Consider the following 26,293-nt stretch of genomic DNA (forward strand, 5'->3'; position numbering starts at 1 on the left):
TCATCAGAATGACAAGTATTTTTATTTAGAAACAAATAGTTAAATACCCTCAATAACTTATGGTTATAAAGAGTATAAGAGGATTTTTCTATACACATCATTAACTTATGCAACACCTAAGCACAAGGTTTACTTGTGCTTCTCGTTACTCTCAACCACCTGGAGTTTTTTATGGCAAACCAATTGAGAAAAATCGCAGTAGGCGTCGGACTGTTAGCAACGTCCAGCGCAGCGATGGCGGCAGACAAACCCAACATACTCGCAATTTTCGGTGACGATGTCGGTTACTGGAACATCAGCGCATATAACCAAGGTATGATGCGTTACAAAACCCCTAACATCGATCGTATCGCGAACGAAGGGGCTTTGTTTACAGACCATTACGGCCAACAATCTTGTACTGCCGGTCGAGCAGCATTCATTACTGGCGAAGAACCATTTCGCACTGGCTTGCTGACGATTGGTATGCCGGGTTCCGACCATGGGATTCCAGATTGGGCACCAACTATTGCTGACTTACTAAAAGACCAAGGTTATATGACAGCTCAGTTCGGTAAAAACCACTTGGGCGATCAAGATAAGCACCTACCTACCAATAATGGTTTTGATGAATTCTTTGGTAACTTGTACCACCTTAATGCAGAAGAAGAGCCCGAAACCTACTATTACCCTAAAGACCCAAAGTTCCGTAAAAACTATGGTCCTCGTGGTGTAATTAAATCTTATGCCGACGGTAAGATTGAAGATACTGGCCCAATGACGCGTAAACGCATGGAACACGCGGACGAAGAGTTCCTCGAAAGCACTTTATCGTTTATGGAGAAAGCTGTTAAAGCAGATAAGCCTTTCTTCATCTGGCATAACTCTACGCGCATGCACGTTTGGACCCGATTACAAGAGAAGTATCGAGGCAAGTCCGGTGTTAGCATTTACGCTGATGGCATGTTAGAGCATGACGATCAAGTCGGCGTATTGCTCGACAAACTCGATGAGCTAGGCGTTGCTGATAATACTATCGTTATTTATACAACAGATAATGGCGCGGAGACCATGACTTGGCCTGATGGGGGCGCAACCCCATTCCACGGTGAGAAAGGCACGACTTGGGAAGGCGGTATGCGTGTGCCTCAACTTGTACGTTGGCCTGGTGTCATTAAGCCAGGAACGAAAATCAACGAAATGATGGCTCATCAAGACTGGTTGCCAACATTGTTGGCGGCAGCTGGCGTTCCTGACGTGAAAGAAAAGCTTGCTGAAGGTTACAAAGCAAATGGTAAAGACTGGCGTGTCCATATAGACGGCTACAACTTCATGCCATACTTCGAGGGCAAAGAAGAGAAAGGACCACGTGAGTCTCTGCTCTACTTCACCTCAAATGGTGAACTAAACGCAGTACGCTGGAATGACTGGAAACTTCACTTTGCAACTCTGGAAGGAAACCTAAGCGACGCCGTGCGATCTGTACCAAACTGGCCTAAGATCATTCACTTACGTGCTGACCCATTTGAAAAAGGTCCTAGCGAGTCACAAATGTACCTACGTTGGATGGCAGACAACATGTGGTTGTTTGTACCAATTCAAGACGTTGTTGGCGACTTCTTTAAAACGTTACCTGAATACCCAATGCAACGCGGTACAACTATGAACCCTGCTTCTTTAAATTACGACTCTTTGCAGATGCAAGAAAAGATGCAGCAGTTAGAAATGCTTAAACAGGAAGTGAATAAAGTTAAGTAATCTAATTAATCACTCTAGATTGCGTTACTGAGCCAACAGAGCTCTGCTGGCTTATGTGTATCTCTACGGACACACTTAGCTCGGTAGTTTACTCCATGCAAAGCGGGCCTATATTGAGAACACAGAAAAACAAAAAAGGAGAGCAAACCTGCTCTCCTTTGTATTTTAACCGTGAATAAACTAAGCTACGTTAACCGATTTAGTTAAACTATTGCTCTGAAAGAATTCATCATGCAACGCACAAATTGCACGCTGATATTCTTTATCACCCACGACGAACTGAACGTTTACATTTCTCATTGATGAGTGAAGTGCAACTGGCGTTACGCCATTGTTCATCAAAGAAAGTACACCTTTCGCTAGTGTCTTGTTAGTGTCAATTTGAGAACCGATGGCTGAAATCAGCGCGACCATACGGCCTTTAATCGACGCATTCGGATAGCGTTTTTCAGCTTTATACAATACTTTGTTCAAGCTATCAGTACTGCCACCTAGATAGTAAGTAATAGAGTTCGCGTTCATCTCTTTACCAACTAAACTTACGCGAGCATCAGAGATAATTTCCATTAATTCGTAGCTAACGTTATCAGCTTTTCCCACCATCGCTTGGTCAAACAAATGCAGTGCGAACACCTTTTCTTTACCTGCGATAATTTCGACTTTGTCTTCTTCTGGGCGGTAGCTTGAAGAGATCAAAGTGCCTTCGTGTTCAGGTTCAAATGTATTTTTAATCTGTAGCTCAATACCACTCTCACGTAAACCTGCGGCTGCATTTGGGTGAATCGCTTCCATGCCAAGGTTAGCAAGTTGGTCTGCTACATCATAGTTTGTACTACCAATTGGCAAAACTTTTTCAGGACCAACAACACGCGGGTCTGCAGAGCTCAAGTGATATTCTTTGTGAATTACCGCTAAATCCGCTTTTGTTATCGCTGCAATTCGGCTAAATGTCATTTCACTATAACCTCGGTCATAAGTGTGCATTAGGCCTTCCTTACAGTAAGCATAACCTGTAACGATTGGCAGTTCTTTTGACACATCGATATCAGCAAACGCATCACTGATCGATTCATCAAGGCTTCTTGGCGCTTGATTGTCCCAACCGGACAGGTCAACGAACTTAGCGTTAATACCCATATTTTTTAGTTTCAGTGCCGTGTTGTAAGCACTGTGCGCCTCACCTATAGACGACAGAAACTCTCGAATTTGAGGCAAATACTGACGTAGCGAAAACTGACCGTACTGACACGTTTCTAAAATGTTCGCAATACAGTTTTTTGCTTCAGCAATACGTGAGCGAATGAATTTATCTGCACGGATACGATTCATTGGGTCCGCGAAAATATTTTCATTTGTGAGCAGCATACGGCTTTCTACATATGCTAGCGCTTCTTCCCATTTGTCATCACGTTTCGCGATAAGCTGATAAACACCTGGCTTACTGGTTTTTTTACATTCGAGTAGCGCGTCGGTCATACCGCCGTATGCAGAGACGACAAAGATACGATTGTATGGCGATTTAGGACGAAGAATAATGTTGTCGAGAACAGCATCAAATGCTGTCATTGATGTACCGCCGATTTTTTCTACGGTAAATGTCATGATAAGCCTTTTTTGATTGGTAACTTTAAAAGAAAAAAGAAGAGATAGTTGATCGTGGGGCGACAAGCACCCCACCTCTATCTTTTAGTCAACGAGAGGATAAACACCATTTTCATCGTGCACTTCAGCGCCGGTAATTGGTGGGTTGAATACACAAGCCATTACCATTTCTTTGTTCTTATAAGCTCTCAAGTAGTGCTCATCGTGTTTATCAAGGATGTATAACGTACCCGGTTTAATCGGGTAAGTTTCTCCACCAACGACTTCAATTTCACCTTCACCGCTCATACAAAAAACCGATTCTAGGTGATTTTGATAGTGAATGTGTGTTTCAGTACCTTCATAAATCGTAGTGATGTGGAAAGAAAAACCCATGTTGTCACCTTTCAACAACATACGGACACTTTCCCAGTTATCTGAAACGACACGTCGCTCACTGTTGCGACACTCATCGAGTGTTCTGACGATCATAATTAATAATCCTTATTAAGATGCTTGTTTGAAATGTTTCGCAGCAATGGTTTCCACTGCACTTTCAAAGATGCTTAGTCCTTGGTCTAGTTCTGACTCGCTAATCGTAAGTGGGCAGAAGAACTTAACGACTTCGTCGTCAGGGCCAGCTGTCTCAATTACCATTCCGTTTTCGAAACAGTTTTTCGCGATTTCAGATGCCATATCACCGTTGATACACTCAATACCAACCATCATGCCGCGACCTTTTTTCTGTACAAACATTTGTGGGAAGCGACGAACGCAGCGATCAATAACAGCACTTACTTTGTCTGAACACTGTTTGATGTGTGTTTCAAAATCATCATTTGCCCAATAAATTTCTAATGCTTTCGCCGCGGTAATAAATGCATGGTTGTTGCCACGGAACGTGCCGTTATGCTCACCTGGCTTCCACTGGTCTAGCTCTGGTTTGAGTAGAACGACGGCCATTGGTAAACCGTAACCACCGATCGATTTCGATAGCGTCACGATATCTGGTTGAATACCTGACGGCTCAAAGCTAAAGAAAGTACCTGTACGTCCGCAGCCAGCCTGAATGTCATCGACAATCACAAGAATGTCGTTGGCTTTACAGATTTTGCTCAAACGTTGTAACCACTCGTTTGAAGCAGCATTTAAACCACCCTCGCCCTGCACAGTTTCAAGAAGTACAGCGGCTGGTTTATCCATACCTGCAGAGTTGTCGTTTAGCATGGTTTCGAACAATGCTAGACCATCAACGCCAGCGTAACCTTCAAATGGAATACGAGTGACGTTACTTAAGCTAGAACCGTTACCTTGTCTGTGATGCTGGTTACCCGTTGCAGCTAGAGCGCCAGCTGTACAACCGTGGAAACCGTTGGTAAATGCAACGACGCTGTCGCGACCTTTTACTTTTTTCGCTAACTTAAGTGCTGCCTCAACGGCGTTAGTACCAGTTGGGCCAGTAAACTGAACTTTGTAGTCCAAGTTTCTTGGTTTAAGGATGTAAGTATCCAACGCTTCAAGAAACGATGCTTTCGCTTCTGAGTGCATATCCAAACCGTGAGTAATACCGTCCATCTCAATGTACTCAAGCAGTGCTTGCTTAAGTACTGGGTTGTTATGGCCGTAATTTAGAGATCCCGCTCCAGCAAGGAAGTCTAAGTATCGTTCACCTTGTTCTGTTTCCAGCCAGCAGCCTTTCGCTTTACGAAAAACCACTGGGAAATTGTTTGAATATGAGCGTACGTTGGATTCCTGCTTTTTGAAAATATCCATGATGAGACCGTTTTTAATTCCTATTGTTTGAGGATTATTTGAGAGGAATGCGATACAAATATTCTGTATCGTGTTTGCCTTTAAAGTGGGCTTCTTCATCCAAAAATGTGCTTACTTGGCCAGAGTTGCCGTTCATCGCATCTAACTTTTTGAACAATGCCCAAGAGGCTTTATTATCTTCCGTGATGGTAGTTTCTACCGATTTAACACCGCCCAATTCCTCTCGGGTGAGAAGTTCTTTCAACATGCGGAATGCTAAACCGTGACCTCTAAAACGAGGTGAGACTGCAACTTGCCAGACAAATAAAACGTCTTGCTCGTCTGGTTTCTGATAACCGGAAATGAAACCTGCGATTTCGCCTTTTTGCTCAACCAAAATACTGGTTTTGCTGAAATGCGTAGACTGTAGGAAATTGCAATAAGATGAGTTCATGTCCAATGGAGGACAATCTGCAATTAAGCTGTAAATGTCGTCACCATCAGAGATTTTAGGCTCACGAAAAATCCATTTTTTACTTGAGTCTTCTCCAATCTCTGGATAAAGAACCCAAGGTGCTGATGTGATCATGTGGAAATACATATCCTTTGAGGTCTAATTAAATTTCCTTTTTATTATGGGCATTCCTCGCGACTAAAAATCAAATAATCCGCCTTTTTATCGGTATTTTTGTGACAAATATCACAAAAACACCCCATTTAACCAAATCTTAAAATAGTTCGAGGTCTAATTTATTAAAAAATCACTTAAAGAATAAGCATAAAAAATGAACAGAAAAAACAGTCCTCCATGGTCTTCATTTCTCAGCAAAAAATTCAAAAATCAAAAAAAACGGCATGCTTTCGCATGCCGCTTTATTCAAATATTTAACTGCTGATGTTGGTTATTTCGATTTCTTCTTAGAAACCGCTTTTGGACGAGGTTCATCCATCAAGCCTTTTACTAGAGAAACCGTTGCAACAAGCAGAACAATCGTAAATGGTAGGCCTGTGGTCACGGCCATTGCTTGAGCTGCCGCTAGGCCACCACCAAGCATCAATGCAATCGCAACTAAGCCTTCAAACGTACACCAGAACACGCGTTGAGGCGTTGGCGCATCGACCTTACCGCCCGCAGCAATAGTATCAATAACCAGTGAGCCAGAGTCTGAAGAGGTAATGAAGAATACCACCACCAAAATAATACCGACGAAAGATGTAATTTCAGCTAGCGGCATCACATCTAACATGGCAAATAGTTTTAACGGTAATTCCGCGTTGAACACGGCTTCATAACCATCGCTCACGTATTGGCTTATAGCGTTACCACCAAAAGCGGTCATCCATAACACACAAACAGAGGAAGGGATAAGGATAACGCAAATAATGAACTCACGAACGGAACGACCACGAGATACACGCGCAATGAACATACCGACAAATGGTGACCAAGAAATCCACCAAGCCCAGTAGAATGCTGTCCAACCTTGAGAATAGTTTACGTCTTCTCGTCCAAATGGCATTGATAGGGCAGGAATATTAGCCACATATGACACTATATTTTCGAAGAAACCCGTTAAAATCGCGATCGTCGGGCCGACAACAATAACGAAAAGCAGTAAAAGCGCAGCGAGACCCATATTGATCTCAGATAAGATTTTCACGCCTTTGTCTAGTCCAGCAACAACTGAGATTAAAGCGAGTGCGGTGATGCCAATAATCAATAGTACCTGCGTAGTATTCGTCATTGGAACATCAAACAGGAAGTTCAAACCCGTTGCGGCTTGAGACGCACCGTAACCTAGAGACGTTGCCAGACCAAAAACTGTCGCTACAACGGCAAGAATGTCGATAATGTGACCAGTCCAACCCCATACACGCTCACCAAACAGTGGGTAAAAAATGGATCGCATGGTAAGTGGCAAGCCTTTATTAAACGAGAAAATCGCCAAACCAAGAGCCAATAGCGCATAGATTGACCACGGATGAAGCGCCCAGTGGTAAATCGTCGCCGCCATGCCTAGTGCAGATGCAGCACTTGCATCGCCTTCTGCACCACCTAGAGGGGCCCAGTCAGTACGAACACCGTTCTCAACGTTCACGCCACCAATAGCAGAACTAAAATGAGACATAGGTTCTGATACACCAAAGAACACCAGACCGATACCCATACCTGCTGCAAAGAGCATTGCCAGCCAACCCGCATAGGAATAATCTGGCGTCGCTTCTGTACCGCCGATTCGTACCCGACCTAGCGGTGTAAAAATCAACCCAACACAGACAATGACAAAAATATTACCAGATGCGAGAAAGAACCAATCCAAATGGTGTAACAAACCCGCTCTTAGATCTGCGAAAAACGGCTCTACCTGTTCTCGAAATAATAGTGTTACTACAACAAATAGGATGATTGCTAAACCAGAAATTGCAAAAACACGGTTATGAATATCAAGGCCAAACGGGCCTACTTTTAACGCGACGTTATCCTGACCAATTTGATAGTCAGTGTCTATCGCGTTTACCTTTCCATCGGGGCGTTGAATGCCACCGTTATTATCGGTGCTCACGGATAATCTCCTTAAAAATACGTGACCAAATTTAAATTACTTTCGTCGGAGTTTGAGTGATGAAGCCTCCCATCACTACCAAGCACATGTTCAAAAAACATAGTTCTTATAAGCGGTTACTCAGTCCGCCATCATAATCGCAAAGCCCCCTACCTTTCATTGCATTTTATTGTCTTCATCATAAACAACGCTTATTGCCAAATCGAAGAGATTGGCATGCTTCGATTAAAATGATATTGCAACTGTGCTTGAAACAGTTCAGCAGTTGCCAGCGCATCGGTCAAAGCATGATGAGGTTGATAAGCAGGAAGGCGATACCTTTCACGAGCATGCCCCAGCCTGACAGAGCCTGGCTTCTTACCTTTTAACTTATTGAATAGGCCACTGCATTCACGGCGCTGTATCGCGTGTTCAATGTCTAGCGTATCGACAACGGGAAACTGTATCCCCTCCCCAATGCTATTTAGCAACGCGTTATTAAAAAACTGCCTTTCGATATTTTTATAATGAACAAGCACAACTTTGCCTGACAGCGCATCCAATATTTCCCCTAAAATGTGGGTTAATTGGGGCGCGTTTTTGACTTCAGAATCAGTGATGCCATGAATCACGACTGACTCTTCGTTTAACTCACGATTAGGGTTAACAACCCAATGCGCAGAGCCACTACATTGAACACGATCAATGGTAAACGGCACAAGTCCAATCGTGAGAATTGCATCCTCTTCCGCATTCAAACCTGTCGTTTCAAAATCTACCGAGACAAATGGCACTTCCTCAACTGGGGTTTCCCCATTAACCATCGGTGTCGAGTAATAACGTTTGAGTCTCTCGTCTCTTGCTTCGGTCGCGAGCTGTTTGAATAACGTTGACCACTCTGGCGTCCGAGACGTATTCAACAACGGCTGATCTTTTGCTGCCTTTTTTGAGAACCACATTATTTGCTACTTCTCTGGTATCGGAACTTGATGAAGTTCTGTGCATTACTAAGGATTTGGAAAGCAGCTTTTAAGTTTCGGCGCTCAAACTCTGACATGTTCTCTGGCTCAATGTTGTTATCTGGTTCATCTCCATTTTCGATATCGAGTGCTTGATGACGAATTCGAACCATGTAGATCAATTCCATTGCATCCCTCAAGTCCATTCCTCGACCTTTAGGTAAAATGCCCGCATCATTGATATCGTCTAAACGGTCAAACGAGTTTTGCGAACGGGAACCAATTGCCAATGAATGTACTCGAATCAAATCTGCCAATGGCGCAGTACCTCTTCTTTTCAAGTTAATAGAATTGCGGTGACGACCATCTTTCTCCATAACAAAATCTTTGAAGAAGCCCAATGGCGGTGTACGACGTATCGCGTTGTAAGCCATACATGCAAGGAAACGGTTGTTTCTTTTCGCGCGCCTAACAATAAAGCTGCTTAATTGTTCCGCCCACTTCACTCGCCCATGAACACCTAATAAATCAAAAAAGATATTACTGTTTAACAACCTTTCAGGAGTTGGGTTATCTATCCAGTTGCCAAAGCACTCCTCCCACTCCGCTCGGGTTTTTCGCCACTCTGGATTGGTTGCCATAATGTCACCAGTACAGTAAGCATAGCCGCATGCTGCTAAACCATCACAAACAAATTTGGCAAACTTTTCAAAGTACTCCCCGTGCATCTCAACATCATAACTGTTGTCGAGAATAAGGGCGTTGTCTTGGTCCGTTACAATTAACTGCTCATCCCTGGCCATCGATCCCATAGCGACCAAACAATACGGAATTGGCGCAGGGCCAAGCTCTTGCTCTGCTAATTCAGCCAAACGCTGTTTAAAGCTACTACCAATGACCGACATGGCTCGACCAATCATATGAGCGTTGGCATCTTCATTCACCATTCGCACAAAACAGTCTTTCACTTGTTCAGAAACTTGCTTGAGATCTTCAACGCTGGTTTGTTGGAAGATAGAGCTAACGAGCAGCAAGCTGTTTTGAGATTCATAACGGACAATATCCGTCATGCCAATAATTCCTATCGGCTTTTTATCTTTTAAAATTGGGAGATGGTGCACGTTGTAGCGCAACATGGTTAACATGGCTTCAAAGACATAAGCGTTGTAATCCAGAGACACCACGTCATAACTCATGACCTCACTCACTGGGATATTGGTATCAATGCCCTGAGCTAATACGCGAATACATAGATCGCGATCAGTCAATATTCCAAGTAGTTGTTCATCATCTTCTTCTGTGAGTTCTTCTGCTGGGCGAACAATAAGCAAAGAAGTGACATTTTCCTCCGCCATCAGTATCGCGGCTTCTTGAATCGATGCCGTCGCCTCCAACGTTACCGGATCTCTCGCTAAGATCTTACGTGCCTTGGCAGTGGTAAAGTCATTGCTTTCTGAGCGGCTGGATATTGCGCTTCGCAAACGCGCGCTGTCTTCCAGTTCCATGTAGTCAGCAAAGTTTTCAAACTCGTCACAAAGCTCGTTGAAAATACCCTCCGGAATACAGTAAACCAAGGTGTCTTCTATCGCTTTGGCAGGCATACGCACACGGTTGTTCATTAACAACCCCATCTGTCCAAACAGTCCACCAGCGTCAATCCTGTTATAGAGTTCGCCTTTACGTCGGTAGATCTCCACAGCGCCGCTTCTCACCATATATAAGTCGCGGATCGTGTCTCCAAAATTGAGTATCTCTGTGCCTTGCCGAAAGTATGCAACCTCGGCATTTAGAGCGATCTTTTTTAACTGCTCTTCGGGTAGATCATCGAAAGGTGGGTACTGACTAATGAAGTTGAGCACTTCTAACTGTTCGGCTTCCATCTTTTATTCCATACGTTGCCTAAACTACAGCGATAAATATCACCAAGATTGAAATCAATCAATGAATAAATCTAAGAATAACAACACCTAACCCAGTTCGCAGAATAAAACTCCAATTAAAAATTAGAGCTCTAACGTTTTTAAATATAGACCTCTAATCTATTTCTCCTTATAGCTATGCAGGTGGGCTGAGTTGAAATGTACTAAAAACTTCAAAATAAATTCAAACCAATGTCATGGAAAAGTTATGCAAAGACAAGACTAACCATAAGCATCTATTTTTGTTAATAAAAACACCATTTAGCAACACCTACTTAATTGTTCATTGTATGCACATAAAACCCAGTTAACCGAACCCCATTCGTTGAAAGTTGAACTAAAATTAATTAGAGTACAAATCGTTAAACAGTTATAAACACACAAAAAAGGACAGATAACATGGATCCCATACTGGAAGTTAAGGGACTGTATAAAGTGTTTGGAGAAGACCCAGAAAGAGCCTTCTCGCTTATCGAAAAAGGTATCGATAAGGATGGTATTTTTGAACAGACAGGTTTAACAGTCGGCGTAAACGATGTATCTCTCACCATTAACGAAGGTGAAATTTTCGTAATCATGGGGCTTTCTGGTTCGGGAAAATCTACTCTCGTTCGACTCCTAAACCGACTCATTGAGCCAACGAAAGGCAGTGTTTATCTCAAAGGGAAAGATATTGCCCATATCTCTGAAGACGAACTTCGAGAAGTTCGTCGCAACAATATCTCAATGGTTTTCCAAAGTTTCGCGCTTATGCCTCACATGACGGTGATCGAAAACGCTGCATTCGGTTTAGAACTTGCTGGCATTGATGTTAATGAACGTCAGAAAAGTGCCCTTTCCGCCTTGGAAAGAGTTGGCTTAGACCCTTATGCAGAATCTTTCCCTGACGAATTATCCGGTGGTATGAAACAGCGCGTGGGTTTAGCAAGGGCATTGGCTTGTGACCCAGACATTCTATTAATGGACGAGGCGTTTTCCGCTTTAGACCCATTAATCCGTTCTGAGATGCAGGATGAGCTTATTCGTCTACAAAACGATGATAAACGCACAATTGTCTTCATATCTCATGATTTGGACGAAGCAATGCGTATTGGTGATCGTATCGCCATCATGCAAAACGGTGAGGTTGTTCAGGTTGGCACACCTGATGAAATATTGCACAGCCCAGCAAATGATTATGTTGAAGCATTTTTCCGCGGCGTAAACATCGCAAGTGTCTTGACAGCAAAAGATATCGCTCGCAAGAAGCCAGCCGCCGTCTTTAAGAAATCGGAAAATGATGGCCCGGGCTCTGCGATGCAGATTCTGATGGATCATGACCGTGATTACGGCATTGTCGTCGATAAATCTAGCCGATATTCCGGCATCGTGTCTCTTGACTCACTACGTTTGGCTCACAAAGAAAACCGCTCTCTAGCCAGTGCTCAATTGACGGATGAAGTCACTCTTCAGCCAGAGCAGTCAATCAATGACATTTTGGGACTAGTTGCAGGCGTTCCTTATGCCGTACCTGTCGTTGATGAGCAAGGTACTTACTTTGGTGTCGTGACTAAATCACGTCTTCTACAAACACTAGATAAGGATTAACACGATGTCTTCAGAGCAAACTAACAATGATCCCTGGTCGAATACCGCTCCTGCACAAGATGATCCTTGGTCACAAGGTGCAGGTGCTGACGCTGCCCCAAGTAATGACTGGTTAAGCTCAGAAACTGTAGAGCAAGCTCCATTCGACATTATGAACCCATTCCAAGATGCGGTTCTACCACTTGATAGCTGGGTAGAATCGGGATTGAACTGGTTGGTGGAACATGGTCGCCCTGTTTTCCAAGCAATTCGAGTTCCAATCGACTTTATTCTTACCTCGTTTGAAACTGCTTTGGTGTCCACACCTGCGCCCATCATGGTGCTCATTTTATTTTTGCTGGCGTGGCAGTTTTCCAATGTAAAACTCGGTTTTTCAACGCTTGTATCCCTTGTTTTTATCGGCCTAATTGGTGCGTGGTCACAGGCGATGACAACGCTCGCACTGGTTTTAACCGCCGTCTTCTTCTGTTTGCTTATCGGGCTACCGATGGGGATATGGTTGGCGAGAAGCCAAACCGCAGCCAAATTTGTTAGACCAATACTCGATGCAATGCAAACGACCCCCGCGTTCGTTTATCTAGTGCCAATCGTTATGCTATTCGGTATTGGTAACGTTCCTGGCGTTGTAGTAACCATCATTTTCGCACTGCCTCCCGTTGTGCGCCTGACTATTTTAGGGATTCAGCAAGTACCTGAAGAGCTGATCGAAGCGGGCCACTCTTTCGGGGCAAACAAAAAACAGATGCTTTACCGCATCCAATTGCCATTGGCGTTACCAACGATTATGGCAGGGGTAAACCAAACCTTGATGCTTTCACTTTCTATGGTAGTGATCGCTTCAATGATTGCGGTTGGCGGCTTGGGCCAAATGGTACTTCGTGGTATCGGCCGACTTGATATGGGTCTTGCTGCTGTCGGTGGCTTAGGCATCGTAATTCTTGCCATTTTATTAGACCGTATTACCCAAGTATTAGGGGTTAATGCGGGTAACACCAAGCTTCGCTGGTATCACACAGGTCCTGTTTCATACCTATTAAAACTGAAAACAAAGACGAACCAAGACGATCTAAAACTTAGGAGAAACATCAATGAATAATTCATGGAAGAAAGCGCTCTCTGTTGGAGCTCTAAGTACTATCGCATTTTCAACTTATGGTGTGGCAAGCGAACTACCGGGTGAAGGTGTGACTGTTCAGCCAGTTCAATCAACCGTTGCAGAGGAAACGTTTCAAACATTGATCGTAAACCGTGCACTTGAAGAGCTTGGTTACGATGTAAAACCAACTAAAGAAGTGGATTACAACGTAGGCTATACCTCTATTGCTAAAGGCGACGCCACTTTCTTAGCAGTAGGTTGGTTCCCTCTTCACGCCGATAAGTACACAATGTCTGGCGGTGATGATAAGTTTTTCCGCAAAGGTCAATATGTAAGTGGTGCTGCGCAAGGCTACTTGATCGATAAAAAAACCGCTGAAAAATATGGCATCACAAATATTGGTCAATTAAAAGATCCAAAACTGGCCAAGCTTTTCGATGCCAACGGTGACGGTAAAGCGGACTTAACAGGTTGTAACCCAGGTTGGGGTTGTGAAATGGTCGTTGAGCATCAGTTGGATGCATTCAAGCTTCGTGACACAGTAACGCACAACCAAGGTAACTACGCTGCGATTATCGCTGACACGATTTCTCGTTACAAAAAAGGCGATCCGATTCTTTACTACACTTGGACACCTTACTGGGTAAGCGGCGTCTTAGTTCCGGGTAAAGATGTTGTTTGGTTAGAAGTGCCATTCTCTTCACTTCCTGGTGAGCGTAAGGACATCGACACAACACTAGAGAACGGTAAGAACTACGGCTTTGAGATGAACTCTATGCGCATCGTTGCGAACAAAGAGTTTACTGAAAAGAACCCAGCAGCAGCGAAGCTGTTTGAAATCATCAAGCTAAACATCAATGATGTTAGTGCGCAGAATATGATGATGAGCCAAGGTAAGAACAGCTCAGCAGACATCGAGTCTCATGTAAATGGCTGGATCAAAGCGAACCAGAAAAAGTTCGACGCATGGGTAGACGAAGCTAAAAAAGCAGCCATGTAATCGGCACAACCATTAAAATACGTGACACCTAACTTTAGAGCCAACCGATAACATCGGTTGGCTCTTATTTTATTCACAGTAGTAAAAAGGATTGCAACAATACTGAGCCTTGCTCCTCAGTATTTTCTTAAAGTTTCTACTTAATTTCATTCCTTAAGAATTTCTTAAGTTTCGCGTTTTATTTTGTTGATAACCAATCAAACAAAGGAAGCGCTCATGAAACACCATGCACAAATTTCTGCAGATGGCTTTACTTTAGACATCGTCTATCCAATGCATCCGCTTTGGAGCCAAGTTATCGAGCATGTTTCTCAGCGTTATCAAGAAGCATTCTTTGCCGAGCTCAAACATTTTATGCCGGCGTATTTAACCCTCATTGAAGGTGCTCAAATTATTTCCGTATGCGGCTTTCGCATCGCCGAAGATGAGCCCTTGTTCCTTGAACAGTATTTAGAAGACGACGCTCAAAAGCTGGTTTCTAACGTATTTAACTGCGACGTAAAACGTTCGAACTTAGTGGAGTTTGGTCACTTGGCATCTTTCGCTAAGGGCATGTCATCTCTGCACTTCTACCTCATCGCAGAAATGCTGGTCAATCTCGGTTTTGAATGGTGCATCTTCACCGCGACAGACCCTCTTCACGCAATGATGGCGCGTCTAGGATTGGAGCCTCATGTCATCGCGCAGGCCGATCAAAATAAAGTCCCCTATGCCAAGTCCACTTGGGGTTCGTACTACGAACATCAACCGCGTGTGTTAGCTGGCAATTTGCAAAAAGGACTAGAGCGCCTTCGATTAGTCCAAGAAAAAAAACGTAAACAAGCCTAGATAGAAAAGTAAACGTCGTTAAAACCGCAAACACAACCAGAACAACTTGGTTAAACAAAACGCCAGAATATAGGTGACGTATGAATATTCTCCTCGATGCCATTACAAAATGGGCAAAAACGACACCAGATCAAGTAGCACTTGTCGGCTACGAAGCGAATCAAACGGTTGAACTGACTTACTCTGAATTGTTAAACAAGATCGAACTCGTTGCCGCCGAGCTTATTGCACAGAACATCAAAGTACTCGCGCTACGCGCAGAAAACAGCATCGATTGGGCCATTGTTGATTTGGCGGCGATGGCGGCAGACATAATCGTCGTACCTATTCCGACTTTTTTCTCTGATGCACAAGTTGAACACACATTAGAGCAATCAGGCGTCGATGCTTTAGTCGGCGATTGGCAAGCATGGTTGGCATCTAATCCTAAGCAAAGCTTTAACCAGCAAAACTATTCGTTTTCCATTGCAAATTTGCCTTTGCTGCGTCGTAACCAGTTGGGAGATGAAGATACACAGGTAGCTTATCTACCAGAAACCGGAAAAATCACCTTTACCTCTGGTTCGACTGGTCAGCCTAAAGGCGTGTGTTTAAGCAATGATCATTTGTGTTTGGTGGCGAAATCGCTCGCCGACGCAGTAAACAGCGCGGCGCACTCACACTTAGTGCTGCTTCCGTTATCGACGCTTCTCGAGAACATAACCGGCGTTTATGTTCCACTCATGTTGGGCGTGACGTCATATATTTTACCCGGAGAGCAAACCGGCCTACTCGGTTCGAGCCAATTCGAACCGGGTTTGTTTGCACAAGCATTAGCGACCATCAAACCAGAAAGCTTAGTGCTAACACCGGCTTTATTGCTTGCGCTCATTCAGATCGCGAAACAACAGCCCTCTCTTGTGGATTCTCTAAAATTTGTCGCCGTTGGCGGCGCAAGAGTGTCGTCGCAACTGATTAACACCGCGCATGCGCTGAACATCCCGGCGTTTGAAGGTTATGGCTTGTCTGAATGTGGCTCCGTCGTTTGTTTGAATATACCAGCCGCATTTAAAGCAGGAACGTGTGGCAAACCACTTCCCCACGCTCAGATTCGTATCGCAGAAGATGGTGAACTGCTCGTCAAAGGCAACGTTGCTCTTGGTTATTTGAATGAGCCGTTTACTCAAGAATGGTTAGCAACTGGCGACTTAGCCCAAATCGACGCGCAAGGTTTTGTCACTCTCTCGGGGCGCAAGAAGAACCTTATCGTCACCGCGTATGGCAGAAATGTCTCACCGGAATGGATTGAATCAGAAGCGTTGGCGTTTTTGCCGATGACGCCACTAATCGTTACGGGCGATAGCCAACAAACATTATGCGCTGTCATTGCCAATAGCGAAGACGTCGAAGCAAAGGTTCATACATTAAACCAAACCCTACCCGATTACGCTCAAATCCGAACCTTGTTGCTACTTGACAACCCACGAGCCATCTCTGGTTGGTACACGGATAACGGCAAGCTCAAACGAAATCAAATCGAACATGATGTGGCTCAGTTATTAGCGAGCACAACGCCTGAATTAACGCTGCAAGCGCAAAAGCTCCAACGCATCGATTTGCCCTTCCAGCAACACATTACGTCTTTCCAAACTGCATCTTAGTTAACGGCTTCTTACGGAGAAGGTTATGACTTTATTTTTCGAACAACTCAAACAAAGCACTGCCGCTGCTCAACAAGCAATGTTAACTGCGCCAGTCATCGCAGAAGTTCAACAAGGCAACATTTCCAAAGATATGTATATCGCCTTTCTAACCCAAGCTTACCATCACGTTAAGCACACTGTTCCCTTGCTGATGGCGTGTGGAGGCCGACTACCTGGCGAATACGAATGGGTACGAGATGCCATTGCCGAGTACATCGAGGAAGAGAAAGGCCATCAAGAATGGATTTTAAATGACATCAAAGCGTGCGGCGGCGATGCCGAAGCAGTGCGCAACAACAAAGATGTAGGTCAAGTAGGAGCACCGATTGAACTGATGGTTTCCTACCTTTACCACAACATTGACCGCCACAACCCACTCGCGCTGTTTGGCATGGTGTGGGTATTAGAAGGCACCAGCGTCGGCATTGGTGGCCAAATGGCTGAAAAAATCCAGTCAACGCTAAGCCTACCGCCTTCGGCAATGACTTACCTAGTTTCACACAGCGTGTTAGACCAAGATCATCTGCAATTTTTTGAATCACTGATGAACAAAATCACCAAAGAGGAAGATCAACAAGTCATCATCGACTCCGCAAAAATGGTGTTCGCATTGTACGGACAAATGCTGCGTTCTTTGCCTTCTTTCTCAACCCAACAAGCGGCGTGAGGTGAAGCATGATCATTAACAACAGCACCATTCTCTTGACAGGCGCAACGGGCGGAATTGGGCAAGCCATCGCGCAAGAGTTAGCAAAACGCGGTGCCAGCCTCATTCTTGTTGGGCGAAACGAAGAGAGCTTGCAAACACTACAGCGTGAACTGTCGAATCCAGAGCGCCATAACCTAGTCGTTGCAGACATCACCTCATCAGAAGGATTAACTGCGATTAAAGCTCGAGCGCGCCGACATCAAAGAGTGGACGCACTGATTAACAATGCGGGCAGCAACGATTTCTCGTTGTTAAGCCACAAACGACCAACACAGATTGCAGACGAAATCCAACTCAATCTCGTTGCGCCGATGCTGCTGTGCCAATCAGCGTTAACGTGGTTAAAGCAGCCTGGGGTGATTCTCAATATAGGTTCCACATTCGGCTCAATTGGCTACCCAGGCTATACCTCCTATTGCGCGGCAAAAGCGGGATTGCACCGTTTTACCGAATCGCTCGACAGAGAACTGTTCGCAACCGGAATCCGTGCGCTGTATTTGGCACCAAGAGCGACAGAAACCTCTCTCAATAGCGATGCTGTCAATGAAATGAATCGACAGCTAGGTAACCAAACGGACTCGCCGCAAGTTGTTGCCAATCACGTTGTCGCCATGTTGGAAAAAGAAATCTCCGCGAAATGGATTGGTTGGCCAGAGAAGCTTTTTGCACGCATCAATCAACTGCTTCCAAGCATGGTTTCTTCTGCGATTCGTAAGCAGCAAGAAACCATTCACCAATACGTAAACCGAGTCAGTCACTGAAGAGGACATAGACGATGAAGACCAAACAACTACTTTGCGCTTTGACGGTTTGTTCAACGTTAGCGTCGACCGCTGCGTTGGCAGGTAATGCTCCACTGCAACAGGTTCAAAAGAAATGGGCGGAATGTCAGTACAGCACGCCCGATGGTGACGAAAAGGAACAATGCTTCCATCGCGCGATTGCCAAAACCAGTATTTATCTCGACAGAGAACCGGGCAATCCCGAACTCACTGTTTGGCTGGCAATCAATAAAGCATCGCTGGCTGGTGCTCAAGGTGGCTTGGGTGCACTATCACTCGCCAAAGAAGCCAAATCTTTACTCGAAGGGGTAATTGCAACTTCACCGCAAGCGCTTGATGGATCTGCATACACCAGTTTAGGTTCTCTGTATTACAAAGTTCCGGGGTGGCCAATTGGCTTTGGTGATGACGATAAAGCCGAAGAAATGTTGAAAAAAGCGTTAGAGATCAATCCAAAAGGCATCGATCCGAACTATTTTTATGGAGACTTCCTTGCAGAAGAAGGTCGAGACAAGGAAGCGAAAGTGTATTTGACTCGCGCAATGCAGGCGTCACCTCGCCCTGACCGGCCTTTGGCTGATAAAGGTCGAAAACTGGAAATTAAAGCGACTCTTGGGAGTTTGAAATAATCCATGCGCTTATTACTCGTAGAAGATGACAAACTACTCGGTCAATCCATGGTGACTTCATTAAGTCGCCATGGGTACACCGTGGATTGGGTGGAAAAAGGCTCTGGCGTGACTAGCGCACTCAAAACAGAAGCGTTCACCGCCGTAATATTGGATCTCACTCTACCCGATATCGATGGATTGGAAGTTCTGCGTAAGATTCGCAAAGGCGGATTTAAGCTCCCCGTGATGATACTTACCGCCCGAGACGACATTCGAGATCGCGTTCAAGGCCTCGACGGCGGCGCAGATGACTACCTCGGAAAACCGTTTGCACTCGAAGAGTTGCTCGCTCGCTTGCGTGTGTTGATTCGCCGTCAATCCGGTAGTGCAGAAGAAATCATTCAAGTTGGACAGTTATCTTTATCCTTATCGGAACAAAGCATTCGCTACGATGACGCGCCGCTTAAACTCACACGCAATGAATTTAAAATCCTCACCAGTTTGATGACGAACGCCGGACGCGTGCAAAGTAAGGAGCAATTGCAACAATCACTGCACGGCTGGGATGAAGGTTCAAGCGACAACGCTATCGAAGTTCATATTCACAATTTGCGTAAAAAAGCGCCCAAAGTGGTCATTAAAAATATTCGCGGTGTGGGGTACATTCTTGAAAGATAAGAAATCGTACTCGATCAAACGTCAGTTAACTCTATCAGTAGGCGTGTTGGTAAGTGTTCTCTTACTCATCTCACTTTATTTCAGTTTCCAATCTGCGAAGCACGAGGTCGAAGAAGTTTATGACGCTAGGCTTGGACAATCCGCAAAATTAATGTTGCTGACGCTCTCAATTTCAACGGAAGAGAGGACTCTCGCTAACCATCGAGAATTATTTAATGAGTGGATGGAAAACATTGAGTCAATGTCAAAGTCTGACGATGACAATGTCACAACGTTCGGCCACCCTTATGAACAAAACTTGGTTTTTCAATTCTATCGAGACAACACACTGCTCTGGAGCTCTGATCAAACCTTGCACGCACTCTCTACGTCCTTTGATAATAACGGCTACGCTGATATCGTAAAAGACGGTACACAATGGCGTACATTTCAGATTTCACTACCACAAACAAAACATGATAATGAATACGTCGTGGTTGCAGAAAAATACAAGATACGTAAAGAGATCATCCACGAAATTGCCCTATCCACATCAATAGAACAATTGCTGATACTACCAACTTTGTTGCTTTTGCTGTTTTGGTTGATCGATAAACATTTCCGACCGATTAACGACCTGCGCACCGCCATCACACAAAGAAACGTACACCGATTAGATCGCATTCATGTAAAAGACAACACTGTTGAACTCGCACCACTTGTCGATTCGCTCAACTCTCTCCTCTCTGAACTAGAGTTAGCCTGGCAAAGAGAGAAACGCTTTACACGTGCTGCAGCGCATGAACTAAAAACCCCACTAACAATCCTTCGTCTTAACGTAGAAAATGCACTTGAAAGTAATGATCCGGAGCAACTGAGAGGAGATTTACACAACATTTTGCAAGGCATTGAACGCACTGACCGCCTTATCCATCAGCTACTGACTTTAGCTAAAGTAGATAGCTTATCAGAACGTGTATTCGACACCGTTGAGCTAACCCCTTTGTTGCAAACCGTTGTTGCTGATTTGGCACCGTTAGCATTGAAGCATAAGCAAGACATCAGTTTATCATCTTCCAACATCGCTATATCCGGTGATCGAATGTTGTTAGAGGTGTTATTTCGTAACCTCGTCGATAATGCGATTCGTTACTCCGGCGAGCACAGTGACATACAAGTCAGCGTCACTGAGAACAATAATACAATCAAAGTCTTAATTTCCGATACAGGCCCAGAAATCCCGAAAGAAACTCGTGAAAGAATCTTCGAACAGTTTTATCGGGGTCATTCCGAACTTGGCGACGGTGCGGGTTTAGGGATGTCAATTTGCAAAGACATTACAGTACTACACCGTGCAACACTTGAGCTCATTCCCAGAGAAAATAGTAGGAATACGTTTGTCGTCACTTTCCCAAAGTGCTAACAAAAGCGATACAGACCATAACGTGTTTAATTTATGTTCCAGCCGAACATGAGCTTCATTCCACACTTACATAGACATACCAACACTTACACTACTCGACCATAAACCCACATTATAATTCACGTTTATTTCACGCTTGCTTTGTTAAAAACAACACAACATAACAATTAAACTATTCGAATAAATATGAAAAACTTATCTAAGGGCTCTGTGTGGGGGCCTTTGCAGCCAATTGCTGCTTTTTCTTTGTTTTCACTTATATTTTTGTCTATCTCACGCGTTTTGCTCGCCTTTTGGCAACTTGATCGAATTGACTCTTTCAACGACTTAATTTACATCCTAGGCCAAGGCCTACGCGTAGACATTGCAACACTGTGCTGGTTATTCATCCTCCCTGCACTGCTTTCAGCCCTAATGCCATTAAACGGCAAGATTGGGCAATGCTGGAAATGGATATTGCGCATATGGATGGTTGTAGGGCTTTGGATTCTCGTGTACATGGAACTGGCAACGGCACCATTCATTCAAGAATATGACCTACGCCCAAACCGTCTGTTTGTGGAATACCTTATCTATCCGAAAGAGGTCATGGGCATGCTTTGGACTGGCTATAAGCTAGAGCTGTTTATTGGCGCGTTAGGCACGGCATTAACTCTAGTTTTGGGTTGGAAGTGGAGCAAAAAACTGACCGACAATGCACAGCAGATCAAATGGAAGTGGCGCCCACTATTAGCCATTTTTGTTGTACTTCTTGGTGTTGCAGGCGCACGCTCGTCTTTAGGCCACCGCCCACTAAACCCTGCCATGGTGGCATTTTCTAACGATCCACTGCTTAACGACTTAGCATTAAACTCATCTTACTCACTGCTGTTTGCTGTCAACAGCATGAAGTCAGAAAAAAGCGCAGAGCAGTTCTACGGCAAGATGGATAATCAAAAGATGCTGGAGCTAGTTCGCGCTTCGTCAAAAAAGTCCGACTTTGATCCAACATTGCTTCCAACCATGAACAGTAACCCCGCGACTTACCATGGTAAACGTAAGAACTTAGTGATCTTGCTACAAGAGAGCTTAGGAGCGCAATTTGTGGGTTCTTTGGGTGGTCTGCCTCTTACGCCAAACCTAGATGAACTCATGGCTGAAGGTTGGCAGTTCACGCAAATGTACGCAACGGGCACTCGTTCTGTTCGTGGTATCGAAGCTGTAACCACGGGTTTTCCACCATCCCCTTCTCGCGCAGTGGTGAAACTAAGCAAAAGCCAAACAGGCTTCTTTACCATCGCAGACTTACTCAAAGCACAAGGCTATCACACGCAATTTATTTATGGCGGTGAAGCAAACTTCGATAACATGAAAACCTTCTTCTACGGTAATGGTTTTGATCAAATCGTCGAAGAAGATAATTACAATAACCCAAGCTTTGTTGGCTCTTGGGGGGTCAGTGATGAAGACTTATACAACAAAGCAGACGAAGAGTTTGAACGCCTTTCAAAAAGCGACAAACCTTTTTTCAGCTTAGTTTTTACGTCAAGTAATCACAGTCCTTATGAGTATCCGAAAGGTAAAATTGAGCCATACGATTCCGAACACATGACGCGTAATAACGCGGTAAAATATTCAGATTACGCTTTGGGTACGTTCTTTGACAAAGCGAAAAACTCATCCTACTGGGATGATACTATTTTCATTGTCATTGCAGACCACGATGCCCGCGTGTCTGGCGCTAACTTGGTTCCAGTTAAGCACTTCCACATTCCTGCATTGATCATTGGTAAAGACATTCAACCACGTAAAGATGACCGTATCGCAAACAACATAGATATGCCGCCTACACTGTTGTCTCTTATTGGCGTAGACGCCAAAACGCCGATGATTGGTCGTGATTTAACGAAACCACTGGCTCGCGAAGATGAACGCGCAATGATGCAATACGACAAAAACTTTGGTTATTTAACGCGTGACAACCTAGTTGTGCTTTCTCCTGGTGAAAAAGTATCGACCCTGGCGTACGACTTTGAAAGCCAAACCATGAAACCGCTAGAAGTCGATGAATCCGTTATTGAACGCGCAAAAGCAAACGCATTGTTTGCATCTAAGGCGTATCAAAACAACTGGTACGCTTCGAAACGTACCAACTAATATCCGCTGATTCAGTGAAAAGGGAGCCAATTGGCTCCTTTTCTTTATTCTGTAAGACTCTTCACTCTTAGAGTACATGGAGGAACGCACACTTTGTATCTAGAAAATCATAGTCATATGTAGAGCATGAACTTTTCAGGATTGTGTTCGATGACTAAGGCCAACACGTAAACAACGAGGCTTGTTGATATCAAGCCAAACAGAAAACTGACCCGAAATACCATCGTTGTTATCGTGATAAAACCWTAGGCAAATACACCACTATTAATCATAGCGTACAAATTATCCAGACCAAAACTTGGTAAGGGTGCGCTAATAAATAGGAGTGAAAACATCATAATATTTGAAAATTTTTTAACCCAACTTGGTTTTTGTAGATAAAAACCCGAAATAGAAAAGGACAACAACAGCAATGGCACTAACCCATAATAAGTAAATTTGTAATATGGCGTAATCCAATCTGAACTCTGGTTTAAGAATAGTATTATGCAAGTAACAATGGTCGATGATAACGCTAAAGAAAAACACTTTGTTCCTTTGTACGGTTTGTCTTCAAAGTTAAATAACTTAAAAATTCCCACTGCAATACCAAGAACAACCCATGCAAATGTCACTAGCTGTAAAAATGCGATCTCTTCGCGGATGGCAAAAAAGCCAAAGTAAATAGCATGATAAAAAGACCAAACCATACCAATTGGTAAACCCAAGGAGAGTTTTTCTAGGAGAATTTCTGACTGCTCTTCGTAATGAATAGTCCACCATACTAGTGCGACATAAGCGAGCAACACACCAAAAATGACAACATATTGCGCTTCTGAGATACTGATAATCATTGGAACTAAGGCTAGGGTTAAGCCAATGATAACAAATAGAATCTGGTAACAAATCGCGGGTAATGTGCAAATAAGTCGCCAAAATACCCTACCGATATCTTGAAGAAGTTCGTAGGTTTGAGCGATAAAATAAGCAACAGCAGCGATAAGAAGCAACACTCCACATAGTTTCATCAGGTTAACTAAGTTAAATAGTTTCACCCAGTCACTGCTTTCTTCGGCTTGCTTCAGCTCTTTTTGAGCGTCATCAATGTGAGCGAGTTTCAATAAGGCATTTTTTCTGTCTTCATTTTCGAGAAAGTGTCCAAACTCTTGGTTTGCTTCACTCTCCGTTATCACTCCATTTTTGTAAAGAAGATAGATAGTTGAAAGGCTCACTCTTTCTATTTCTGTAAGATCACGAATTTTTTCTTTATTATTAATTTCATTGATAGTTAAAATTTGACTTTCTTTCTTTTCTATATTTTTTGCTGAAATACTTAATGAACATGTAACACAAAAAATAATAATTAACAGTGAACTAATCGTTTTACACATATGAACGGGATTGCTTTTGACAAGGAAATGTCGAGAAGATAAATGGAATCAAATACAAAGCAAACGATATGTTCATATGCTCGATCCTGAGCCAATAAAATTGAAAGTGATACTTCTCACTATTTCAAACAAGGTACTTTAACTTGGTCTACTGACAAAGCCTGTCTTAGCCTTCCGTTAGATTCAACCTCATACTTCTAGTAAATTGAGAAACAGACCATGCTAACTATTAATTCATTCGTCCTCTATGTTGAGGACATCCACGTAAGCCAAGCTTTTTACTCGAAACTGTTTGATTATGAGGTCACGTTTTTGTCTCCAACATTTGCTTCTATGCCACTCGCAAATGGCTTAAAACTGACACTCAAGCAAAGTGATGTTCTTTCCCCTTCCAGCGACATCAAAGGTGGTGGCACCGAGTTATCATTTGCAGTGCGCAACCGCCATACGTTAGAGCACGTTTACAACAGTTGGAAAAACATGGGCGTTGAGTTTGCTCAACCACCAATGACTTCGGTGTATGGCTTAAATTTTGTGGCTACCGATCCGGATAAACATCGCATTCGCGTTTTTATTAGTGAATAAAAATGCGTTAAAAATGCTTTTTACCCATTCCCAATGTGACTTCAATAAATTAGACTCAGGGAAACATCAAAAGCTGCGTAGTATATAAGAAGGAATGCCCATGAGCTCAAGTATGATCCTTAGCGAATCTCTAATCGAGAGTGGAAGAGATATCCCCCTCAAAGAACTGCTTTATGCAAAGCGCGTGCTGGATAACTACATGGCGGTAGCAAAAGAGAGCAGCCCACTTGAGCTGTTGACAGAGATGAAATCGGCAGCAAAGCAAGTGGAATACTTTACCACTACGAGTAACCCGTGTGAGGCTCGTAATGTCATCAGTCAGATGATTGAAAAAATCGACACTGCGGAATCTTTTGAGTCGTTCAAGGCTTTAGCAGGCAAGCCCTCACTAGCTCTCAATGAACTGATTGAAGATCGCGCCCAACTGATTAAACATGAGCGAGAATTGCTGCTTGCTTCAGGCTATGACGCCTCACGTATCTAAGAATAAACGCTAGCTCCCGAGTTTAAAGCTAGCAACGAAAAAGGAGCTCTTAAAGAGCTCCTTTTACTTTCCAAAATCAGGTATAAAAGATCTAGAGGCCGATATCTTCAGTTATTGCTTTGATTTGCTTGAGATCCATTTTATAAACTTCAATCATTTGATCGACCTGACTTAGTCGTGAATTGGCTTCATCGTGTTTATCACACGCGTCCGATTTCACGTCCCAAGATTTACCTTCCAAAAATACATCACACTCTTTTTTGAGTTTCTCGATCTTAGGCAATAATTTCGCCCTTTCTTTCTCTAGAGAATCCAATTCTTGCGAAATTTTCAGCTCTTTTTGAAACACCTCGCGCGATCGTTCAAAGATAGTCGCTTGCATATCCGCTTGACGACTCAACTTCTCATTTTCCGACTTCGTCGTATTGATCTTATCTGCCTGTTGTTTCAATTGAGACTCTAGCGACAAGTTAACTTTCTCGACCTCAGTCAATTGCTTTTGTAACTTCTTAAGCGCTTTCTCGTGCGCTTCATCTTTCGCAACGAGCAGTTCAGTGACTTTATCTTGTATTTCTTGGTCGAGCGCTTCTTCGCGCACTTTTACTTGAGACACCAACTGCGTTTTATCTTGCGTCAACGCTTGGTATTTTTCTTCTAGCACATGATAAGTCGATTCCCACTTATTCGCAGTGACAATCGATCCAACAAGGCCACCAAATGCCAAGCCTAATACCGCAGCAATCGCGATATAGATATGAGTACGTTTGTCACGCTCTTCAATGACAACAACGTCGTCTTGTTCTTCCATCTTGTTCTGAGAACTCACCGTATACTACTCCAAGGACTCTTTTA

The 26,293-nt window shown here is 43.8% G+C and carries 23 protein-coding genes; 14 read left to right on the plus strand and 9 right to left on the minus strand.

The window, feature by feature from the left end; all coding sequences use genetic code 11:
* The first annotated feature begins 171 nt into the window (after positions 1-171).
* Positions 172-1,737: an arylsulfatase gene (locus tag R2S67_RS06080; RefSeq protein WP_317342801.1), complete on the plus strand. Its 1,566-nt coding sequence runs from the start codon at positions 172-174 to the stop codon at positions 1,735-1,737.
* Positions 1,738-1,917: 180 nt separating this feature from the next.
* Here the strand turns inward: R2S67_RS06080 and R2S67_RS06085 are convergent, their stop codons facing one another.
* From R2S67_RS06085 to R2S67_RS06115, 7 genes are all read right to left on the minus strand, one after another.
* Positions 1,918-3,339 carry an aspartate kinase gene (locus R2S67_RS06085; RefSeq protein WP_005393366.1) on the minus strand — a complete coding sequence of 474 codons (1,422 nt, stop codon included), beginning with the start codon at positions 3,337-3,339 and terminating at the stop codon, positions 1,918-1,920.
* A gap of 84 nt (positions 3,340-3,423) precedes the next feature.
* Positions 3,424-3,810 (minus strand): ectoine synthase, encoded by a 387-nt coding sequence (locus R2S67_RS06090; RefSeq protein ID WP_050914660.1) that lies wholly within the window; start codon positions 3,808-3,810, stop codon positions 3,424-3,426.
* 15 nt (positions 3,811-3,825) lie between these two features.
* Positions 3,826-5,091 (minus strand): diaminobutyrate--2-oxoglutarate transaminase, encoded by a 1,266-nt coding sequence (ectB, locus tag R2S67_RS06095; RefSeq protein WP_005393371.1) that lies wholly within the window; start codon positions 5,089-5,091, stop codon positions 3,826-3,828.
* A 34-nt stretch (positions 5,092-5,125) separates the two neighbouring features.
* Positions 5,126-5,659 carry a diaminobutyrate acetyltransferase gene (gene ectA, locus R2S67_RS06100; RefSeq protein ID WP_005393379.1) on the minus strand — a complete coding sequence of 178 codons (534 nt, stop codon included), beginning with the start codon at positions 5,657-5,659 and terminating at the stop codon, positions 5,126-5,128.
* Positions 5,660-5,972: 313 nt separating this feature from the next.
* Positions 5,973-7,634, minus strand: coding sequence for a BCCT family transporter (locus R2S67_RS06105; protein ID WP_005393381.1), 1,662 nt, complete (start codon positions 7,632-7,634; stop codon positions 5,973-5,975).
* 191 nt (positions 7,635-7,825) lie between these two features.
* The gene (locus R2S67_RS06110; protein WP_301569528.1) at positions 7,826-8,572 is read right to left on the minus strand and encodes a 3'-5' exonuclease; all 747 of its coding nucleotides are present in this window, start codon (positions 8,570-8,572) and stop codon (positions 7,826-7,828) included.
* On the minus strand, positions 8,572-10,452 hold the full coding sequence (locus tag R2S67_RS06115; protein ID WP_005393386.1) for a DUF294 nucleotidyltransferase-like domain-containing protein: 1,881 nt from the start codon (positions 10,450-10,452) through the stop codon (positions 8,572-8,574). Before R2S67_RS06115 ends, R2S67_RS06110 begins: the two co-directional genes overlap by 1 nt.
* A 438-nt stretch (positions 10,453-10,890) precedes the next feature.
* On the opposite strand from R2S67_RS06115, the gene proV reads away from it, so the two are divergent.
* The 11 genes from proV to R2S67_RS06170 all read left to right on the plus strand — a co-directional run bounded on the left by proV (position 10,891) and on the right by R2S67_RS06170 (position 23,002).
* The gene (gene proV / locus R2S67_RS06120) at positions 10,891-12,078 is read left to right on the plus strand and encodes a glycine betaine/L-proline ABC transporter ATP-binding protein ProV (RefSeq protein WP_005393388.1); all 1,188 of its coding nucleotides are present in this window, start codon (positions 10,891-10,893) and stop codon (positions 12,076-12,078) included.
* A gap of 4 nt (positions 12,079-12,082) precedes the next feature.
* Complete coding sequence (proW, locus tag R2S67_RS06125) at positions 12,083-13,174, plus strand: glycine betaine/L-proline ABC transporter permease ProW (protein ID WP_046874899.1); 1,092 nt, start codon at positions 12,083-12,085, stop codon at positions 13,172-13,174.
* Positions 13,167-14,174 carry a glycine betaine/L-proline ABC transporter substrate-binding protein ProX gene (gene proX / locus R2S67_RS06130; protein ID WP_005393392.1) on the plus strand — a complete coding sequence of 336 codons (1,008 nt, stop codon included), beginning with the start codon at positions 13,167-13,169 and terminating at the stop codon, positions 14,172-14,174. Before proW ends, proX begins: the two co-directional genes overlap by 8 nt.
* Before the next feature lie 216 nt (positions 14,175-14,390).
* Positions 14,391-15,002 (plus strand): thermostable hemolysin, encoded by a 612-nt coding sequence (locus R2S67_RS06135; protein ID WP_317342803.1) that lies wholly within the window; start codon positions 14,391-14,393, stop codon positions 15,000-15,002.
* 80 nt (positions 15,003-15,082) lie between these two features.
* On the plus strand, positions 15,083-16,642 hold the full coding sequence (locus R2S67_RS06140) for an AMP-binding protein (RefSeq protein WP_317342805.1): 1,560 nt from the start codon (positions 15,083-15,085) through the stop codon (positions 16,640-16,642).
* Positions 16,643-16,667: 25 nt separating this feature from the next.
* Positions 16,668-17,351, plus strand: coding sequence for an iron-containing redox enzyme family protein (locus tag R2S67_RS06145; protein ID WP_317342806.1), 684 nt, complete (start codon positions 16,668-16,670; stop codon positions 17,349-17,351).
* A gap of 8 nt (positions 17,352-17,359) precedes the next feature.
* Positions 17,360-18,154, plus strand: a complete 795-nt coding sequence (locus R2S67_RS06150) for an SDR family oxidoreductase (protein WP_317342808.1) — start codon at positions 17,360-17,362, stop codon at positions 18,152-18,154.
* 14 nt (positions 18,155-18,168) lie between these two features.
* On the plus strand, positions 18,169-18,804 hold the full coding sequence (locus tag R2S67_RS06155) for a tetratricopeptide repeat protein (RefSeq protein ID WP_145532182.1): 636 nt from the start codon (positions 18,169-18,171) through the stop codon (positions 18,802-18,804).
* Positions 18,805-18,807: 3 nt separating this feature from the next.
* Positions 18,808-19,464 (plus strand): response regulator, encoded by a 657-nt coding sequence (locus tag R2S67_RS06160; protein WP_053807341.1) that lies wholly within the window; start codon positions 18,808-18,810, stop codon positions 19,462-19,464.
* Positions 19,454-20,866, plus strand: coding sequence for a sensor histidine kinase (locus R2S67_RS06165; protein ID WP_317342811.1), 1,413 nt, complete (start codon positions 19,454-19,456; stop codon positions 20,864-20,866). Before R2S67_RS06160 ends, R2S67_RS06165 begins: the two co-directional genes overlap by 11 nt.
* A 186-nt stretch (positions 20,867-21,052) precedes the next feature.
* A complete protein-coding gene (locus tag R2S67_RS06170; protein WP_317342813.1) occupies positions 21,053-23,002 on the plus strand; it encodes an LTA synthase family protein in 1,950 nt (649 codons plus the stop codon).
* Between the two features lie 113 nt (positions 23,003-23,115).
* Here R2S67_RS06170 and R2S67_RS06175 read toward each other — a convergent pair whose 3' ends face one another.
* The gene (locus R2S67_RS06175; protein ID WP_317342814.1) at positions 23,116-24,372 is read right to left on the minus strand and encodes an MFS transporter permease; all 1,257 of its coding nucleotides are present in this window, start codon (positions 24,370-24,372) and stop codon (positions 23,116-23,118) included.
* A 219-nt stretch (positions 24,373-24,591) separates the two neighbouring features.
* Here R2S67_RS06175 and R2S67_RS06180 point away from each other — a divergent pair, with 219 nt between their 5' ends.
* Both R2S67_RS06180 and R2S67_RS06185 read left to right on the plus strand, forming a co-directional pair.
* Positions 24,592-24,957, plus strand: a complete 366-nt coding sequence (locus tag R2S67_RS06180; RefSeq protein ID WP_053807339.1) for a VOC family protein — start codon at positions 24,592-24,594, stop codon at positions 24,955-24,957.
* 100 nt (positions 24,958-25,057) lie between these two features.
* Complete coding sequence (locus tag R2S67_RS06185) at positions 25,058-25,441, plus strand: hypothetical protein (RefSeq protein WP_012841882.1); 384 nt, start codon at positions 25,058-25,060, stop codon at positions 25,439-25,441.
* A 91-nt stretch (positions 25,442-25,532) separates the two neighbouring features.
* Here R2S67_RS06185 and R2S67_RS06190 read toward each other — a convergent pair whose 3' ends face one another.
* Positions 25,533-26,267 carry a chromosome partitioning protein ParA gene (locus tag R2S67_RS06190; protein ID WP_317342815.1) on the minus strand — a complete coding sequence of 245 codons (735 nt, stop codon included), beginning with the start codon at positions 26,265-26,267 and terminating at the stop codon, positions 25,533-25,535.
* Positions 26,268-26,293: the final 26 nt, after the last annotated feature.

Origin of the sequence: Vibrio sp. T13N (assembly GCF_032970445.1) — a bacterium.
Taxonomy (GTDB): Bacteria; Pseudomonadota; Gammaproteobacteria; order Enterobacterales; family Vibrionaceae; genus Vibrio; species Vibrio diabolicus.